The organism is Actinomadura sp. HBU206391 (genome assembly GCF_014323665.1).
Lineage (GTDB): Bacteria > Actinomycetota > Actinomycetes > Streptosporangiales > Streptosporangiaceae > Actinomadura_C.
Genome location: NZ_JABVEB010000317.1, coordinates 1 through 5,609, shown reverse-complemented (window position 1 = coordinate 5,609; position 5,609 = coordinate 1). Strand labels below are relative to the sequence as shown.

The window sequence follows — 5,609 nt, the reverse complement described above, 5'->3', positions numbered from 1 at the left end:
CCATAGCCGAGCACGCCGAGCTTCATCCTGATCTCTCTCCGATGTCGGGATCATCGAGATTACCAAGAGCACCGGTGGCCACGGCGTGGGCGATTGCGCACATGTTCCGCGCCGGGCGGGTAGGGACGTCAGCGAGACGTGGCGCGACGCAGAACGGCGGCGACAGCCCGCCCGATGAGGAGGAGGCTTGTCATGGCGCGGCGTGTTCCCGAGCCGGATCCCTACTCGGAACTGGAGGATCAGGGGATCCCGGACCTGCAGAACGGCTTTCCCGAGCGAGCGTGGAGCGACGATCCCCAGGGCGCCCCGCTCCCCGGCGAAGAGTCGATCACCGTGGACGAGTTCGGTACGACCGCCGAGGAGCAGCGCCGGGGCGAGCCGCTCGGGGAGCGGTTGAGCCGCGAGCGACCCGAGGCCGAGGTCAGCTGGGACGACGCCGACGTTGAGCGGCGGTCCCACCCCGCGGGCCGCATCGTCGAGGACGACGAAGGCGCCCGGCCGGACGCCGAGAGCGAGTCCGTGGCCCGCGACGTGGGCCCGGACGGCGGGGGCTACTCCGCCGAGGAGCGGGCCATGCGAGTGGAGGACGAGCCGGACTGACCGCCCTTGAACGCGGCACGACCAGCCCGGCCCACTCCGCTCACCGCACAGGGTGCGGTCAGATCTGGACGCGGTCCCCGACGGCCTTGACGATCTCGGCCACGGCGGTGTCGATGGCGACGCCGTTGTTCTGCTCCCCGCTGCGGTAGCGGAACGACACCGCGTCGCTCGCCACGTCATCGTCACCGGCGAGCAGCATGTACGGGACCTTCTGCTTCTGGGCGTTGCGGATCTTCTTCTGCATCCGGTCGGCCGAGGTGTCGACCTCGACCCGGATCCCGCGCTCGCGCAGCATCGCGGCCACCTTCTCCAGATGGGTGATGTGGTCGTCGGAGATCGGGATTCCGACGACCTGCACCGGCGCCAGCCATGGCGGCAGCGCACCGGCGTAGTGCTCGAGCAGGATCGCGAAAAAGCGCTCCACCGATCCGAACAGCGCCCGATGGATCATGTACGGGCGCTGCCGCGAGCCGTCGTCGGCCTGGAATTCCATGTCGAACCGCTGCGGCAGCTGGAAGTCCACCTGCAGGGTGGACAGCTGCCAGCGGCGGCCGATGGCGTCGCGAATGTGCACGTCGATCTTGGGTGCGTAGAAGGCGCCCTCGCCCTCGGCGACGACGTAGGGGATGCCCTCCTGCTTGAGCGCGTACTCCAGCGCCGCTTCCGCCTTCTCCCACTCCTCCGGCTCGCCGACGAACTTCTCCGGGCGGGTGGCCAGCTCGGCTTCGAAGTCGGTGAGCCCGAAGTCGCGGAGCAGCCCGACGACGAACTTCAGCAGGCTGGCCAGTTCGGCGTTCAGTTGGTCGGGAGTGCAGAAGATGTGCGCGTCGTCCTGGGTGAAGCCGCGGGCCCGGGTCAGCCCGTGCAGCACTCCGGACTTCTCGAACCGGTAGACGGTGCCCAGCTCGAAGAGCCGCAGCGGCAGCTCCCGGTAGGACTTGCCCCGGGCCTTGTAGATCATGATGTGCATGGGGCAGTTCATCGGCTTGGGGTAGTACGCCGCCCCGTCCATCTCCATGGGGGGGTACATGCCGTCGGCGTACCAGCCGAGGTGCCCGGAGACCTCGAACAGCGTCGACTTGGCGATGTGCGGGGTGACCACGAACTCGTAGCCGTCCTCCTCGTGCCGCCGCCGGGAGTAGTCCTCCATGACCTTGCGGACGATGCCGCCCTTGGGATGCCAGACGGCGAGCCCGCCGCCGATCTCCGAGGGGAAGGAGAACAGATCCAGGTCGGTGCCGAGCTTGCGGTGGTCGCGCTTCTCGGCCTCCTCGAGCATCTTGAGGTATTCGTCCTGCTTGTCGCGGGACTCCCACGCGGTGCCGTAGATGCGCTGCAGCTGCGGGTTCTTCTCGCTGCCCCGCCAGTAGGCGCCCCCTGACCGCATGAGCTTGAAGGCCGGGATCTGCCGGGTGGCCGGGAGGTGCGGCCCGCGGCAGAGGTCCTTCCAGCGCAGGTCGCCGGTCTTGGCGTCGAGGTTGTCGTAGATGGTCAGCTCACCGCCGCCCACCTCGACGCCCGCCTCGTCGTCGTCGCTCTGGCCGCCCTTGAGACCGATGAGCTCCAGTTTGTACGGCTCGGCGGCGAGTTCCGCACGGGCGGCGTCGTCGGAGACCACCCGGCGGGAGAACAGCTGCCCCTGCTTGACGATCTCGCGCATCCGCTTCTCGATGCGCTTGAGGTCATCGGGGGTGAAGGGAGTCTCGACGTCGAAGTCGTAGTAGAACCCGTTCTCGACCGGGGGCCCGATGCCGAGCTTGGCCTCGGGGAAGAGCTCCTGTACGGCCTGGGCCATCACGTGCGCGGTGGAGTGCCGCAGGATCGCGCGGCCGTCGCCCGAGCCGACCTCGATCGGCTCGACCGCGTCGCCCTCACGGACCTCGTGGGCCAGGTCGCGCGGCTCGCCGTTGACCCGGGCGGCGATGACCGACCTGCCGTCGGCCTGCAGGGCGTCCCCGGCGGTCGTGCCGGCCGCCACCACTCGCTCGCTGCCGTCGAGGGTGATGCGTAGCTCAGACACGGTGGACACGGGAACTCCTTGATCGCGAAGGGATGCTGGGGTCTGATGTTATCGATTCGGGCTCGACATCTGACGCTACCGGCTCCATCACCTGCTCCTCTCGGGCCGGGAGCGATCCGGAAAGCCGGGAGGCCCCGGGATCGCTCCCGGGGCCTCCACCGCAGTGCTCGGATGGATCAGCGTGTGCGGACGGTGCGCCGGGCGATGCCCGGCGTGGTCGTCTCCAACATCGCTGCCATGCTCCCATGCTACCGGACGGCCGGGCCGGTGGGTGCGGCGATGCCGCGCCGGCGGAGTTCGGGCAGGACGCCCTCCCCGAACCAGTACGCCTCCTCCAGGTGCGGGTAGCCGGAGAAGATGAGCTCCTCGATGCCGAGCTCCGCGTACTCCTCGATCCGGTCGGCGACCTGCTCGTGGCTGCCCACGAGCGCCGTCCCCGCTCCCCCGCGCACGAGGCCCACGCCCGCCCAGAGGTTCGGGTAGATCTCCAGGTCGTGCGAGGACCCGCCGCCCCTGAAGTCCGCGTGCAGCTCGCGCATCCGCCGCTGGCCGACGGAGTCGCTGGCGGCCAGCGCCTTCTGGGCCTGTGCGATGTGGGCCGGGTCGAGGTCGTCGAGCAGCCGGCCGGCGACCGCCCACGCCTCCTTGCCACTGTCCCGGCTGATGGTGTGCAGCCGGATGCCGAACCGCATGGCGCGCCCCTGCTCGTCGGCGAGCTTGCGGATCCACGTGATCTTCTCAGCGACCCGTTCCGGCGGCTCGCCCCACCTCAGGTACACGTCGACGTGACGCGCCGCGACCGTGCCGGCCGGCTCGGAGGAGCCGCCGAAGTACACCTCCGGCAGCGGGTCCGGCGGCTCTGCCACCAGGGCGCCCTCGACCTGGTAGTGCGCGCCGTCGAAGTCGTACCGCTCACCGGTCCACGCGCCACGGACGACGGACAGGAACTCGTCGGTGCGCGCGTACCGCTCGGCGTGCGGCAGGTGGTCGCCGAAGCGGCGCTGTTCGACCGACTCTCCGCCGAGTCGTCCGCCGAGTCGTCGCCGTCACCGCACGCGGCGGCGGTCACCGCCGTGAGGACGAGGGCGGCGATGAGCGTTCTGAGCCGTCTGGTCGTGCCGTTGATCGTGCCGTTGGTCATGCCGTTCCTTCGGGAGTGACACCGAGCTGGGTGAGCAGGGCGGAGCGGAGGTCGATCAGGTCGGGGTGGTCGCGGTGCCGGGGGCGGGGTAGGTCGACCCGGGACTCGTGCGCGATCCGGCCGCCGTCCAGGACGAGCACGCGATCGGCGAGCAGCAGCGCCTCGTCGACGCCGTGGGTGACGAGCAGGATGCCGGGGCCGTGCCGGCTCCACAGGTCGAGGACCAGCCGGTGGATGGTGATCCGGGTGAGCGCGTCGAGCGCGCTGAACGGCTCGTCGAGCAGCAGCAGGCCGGGTTCGCGAACGAGAGCGCGGGCGAGCGAGGCGCGCTGTGCCTCGCCGCCGGAGAGCGTGAGCGGCCAGGCCTCGGAGCGTTCGCCCAGTTCGACCTCCGCGAGAGCCGCCTCGGCCGCCCGGCGGGGCTCGGAAACTCGCAGCCCGAGGGCCACGTTGGCCCACACCTTCCTCCACGGCACCAGCCGGGGCTCCTGGAAGACGACGGCGACGGTGCCGTGCACGGCGAGTTCGCCGCCCGTGTCACGGTCCAGGCCGGCGAGCGCCCTCAGCAGCGTGGACTTGCCCGAGCCGCTGCGCCCGAGGAGGGCGACGAACTCCCCTTGCCCGATCTCCAGATCGACGCCGTCCAGCACGGTCCGCGCACCGAACGTCTTGGTCAGCGCGGCGGTGCGCGCCACGGGGCCGCCATCGGAGGACCGGCCGGTGGACGCCGTCGTGCCTTTCCGCGCCGCGATGCCCGACCGCGCCGTCGTGTCATTCCGGGCCGCCGTGCCGCTCTGTGCCGCCGTGCCGCTCTGTGCCGCCATGCCGCTCTGTGCCGCCGTGCCGGTCACCGGCCCAGGAATCCGCGTCGCCATGCGAGGGCCCTCCTCTCCAGAAACCGGACGATCGCGTCTGTACCAAGCCCGAGCAGCGCGTACACCAGCAGGCCCAGCACGACGATGTCCGTGCGAAGGAACTCGCGGGCGTCGTTGATCATGAAGCCGAGGCCATTGTTGGCGTTGATCTGTTCCGCCACGATCAGGGCCAGCCAGGCGACCCCGAGGCTCTGCCGCAGCCCGACCAGCGCCTGCGGCAGCGCGCCGGGCAGGACGATGTGCCGGATGAGGGCGAACCGGCCGAGGCGGAGCACCTGGCCGACCTCGGCGAGCTTGCCGTCGACACGGCGAATCCCCGAGAAGGTGTTGAGGTAGAGGGGAAGGCGACACCGAAGGCGACCAGCGCGATCTTGGGGGTCTCACCGATCCCGAACCAGAGGATGAACAGCGGGATCAGGCCGAACAGCGGCAGCGCGCAGCATCTGCATCGGCGGGTCCACGGCGTTCTCGCCGATCCGGCTGAGCCCGGCCACGAGGGCGAGCCCCACGCCGATCACCGCGCCGATGAGGAACCCGGTGGCGGCCCGTCGCAGCGAGACGCCGATCGCACTGGCGAGGGTGCCGTCGCGAAGCAGATCCAGCCCCGCTGAGGCGATCTTGTCAGGAGCGGCGAGCAGCCGTTCGGGCAGCAGTCCCGTACTGCTGGCGAGCTGCCACAGCGCGAGGAGCACGAGCGGGCTTGCGAGTCGCCGCAGCACCGCCCGCGACGGGACGGCCGGGGGTTTGCGGCGCGCCCGTTGCCGAGGGCGCGCGAGATCCAGGGAGGGTGCGGACACGAGCGAGGCCCCTTTGCCGAGGAGGTGTCGAGGAGGTGTCGAGGAGGTGTCGAGGAGCTATCCCTACTAAATCAATAGGTTAGATCGACAATGCGCCGATGCCCAGCCGTCCGAGCCGCCTTTTCCGGGCCGTTCCGGCCGGCGGTTCCCGCCAGAGGCGTTCCGGCCAGGGCGGG

Annotated in this window: 6 protein-coding genes and 1 pseudogene; 2 read left to right on the top strand and 5 right to left on the bottom strand. The window is 70.5% G+C overall.

Translation table 11 applies throughout. From position 1 onward, the window contains the following. Nucleotides 1–192: 192 nt before the first annotated feature. Nucleotides 193–600 carry a DUF5709 domain-containing protein gene (locus tag HKK72_RS35225; protein WP_187238737.1) on the top strand — a complete coding sequence of 136 codons (408 nt, stop codon included), beginning with the start codon at nucleotides 193–195 and terminating at the stop codon, nucleotides 598–600. Nucleotides 601–658: 58 nt separating this feature from the next. Here HKK72_RS35225 and thrS read toward each other — a convergent pair whose 3' ends face one another. Then, nucleotides 659–2,629 (bottom strand): threonine--tRNA ligase, encoded by a 1,971-nt coding sequence (gene thrS, locus HKK72_RS35220; protein ID WP_187238736.1) that lies wholly within the window; start codon nucleotides 2,627–2,629, stop codon nucleotides 659–661. A gap of 239 nt (nucleotides 2,630–2,868) precedes the next feature. Next, nucleotides 2,869–3,603, bottom strand: a complete 735-nt coding sequence (locus HKK72_RS35215; RefSeq protein WP_222721544.1) for an LLM class flavin-dependent oxidoreductase — start codon at nucleotides 3,601–3,603, stop codon at nucleotides 2,869–2,871. Between HKK72_RS35215 and HKK72_RS43020 the strand changes: the two genes are divergently transcribed. Beyond that, nucleotides 3,508–3,780, top strand: coding sequence for a hypothetical protein (locus HKK72_RS43020; protein WP_222721543.1), 273 nt, complete (start codon nucleotides 3,508–3,510; stop codon nucleotides 3,778–3,780). The two genes, HKK72_RS35215 and HKK72_RS43020, sit on opposite strands and share 96 nt — an antisense overlap. Here the strand turns inward: HKK72_RS43020 and HKK72_RS35210 are convergent. From HKK72_RS35210 to HKK72_RS41815, 3 genes and pseudogenes are all read right to left on the bottom strand, one after another. Beyond that, on the bottom strand, nucleotides 3,758–4,636 hold the full coding sequence (locus HKK72_RS35210) for an ABC transporter ATP-binding protein (RefSeq protein ID WP_261987509.1): 879 nt from the start codon (nucleotides 4,634–4,636) through the stop codon (nucleotides 3,758–3,760). The two genes, HKK72_RS43020 and HKK72_RS35210, sit on opposite strands and share 23 nt — an antisense overlap. Continuing rightward, nucleotides 4,609–4,962: pseudogene (locus HKK72_RS41820) on the bottom strand (ABC transporter permease); the annotation flags it as partial. The gene HKK72_RS35210 and the pseudogene HKK72_RS41820, both read right to left, overlap by 28 nt. Before the next feature lie 54 nt (nucleotides 4,963–5,016). Continuing rightward, nucleotides 5,017–5,433, bottom strand: coding sequence for an ABC transporter permease (locus HKK72_RS41815; RefSeq protein ID WP_261987508.1), 417 nt, complete (start codon nucleotides 5,431–5,433; stop codon nucleotides 5,017–5,019). Between the last annotated feature and the right edge of the window lie 176 nt (nucleotides 5,434–5,609).

Excerpts from the sequence above, each read along its gene's own strand:
- HKK72_RS35210 (WP_261987509.1), bottom strand. The coding sequence starts at position 4,636 with ATGGCGACGCGGATTCCTGGGCCGGTGACCGGCACGGCGGCACAGAGC.
- HKK72_RS35225 (WP_187238737.1), top strand. The coding sequence starts at position 193 with ATGGCGCGGCGTGTTCCCGAGCCGGATCCCTACTCGGAACTGGAGGAT.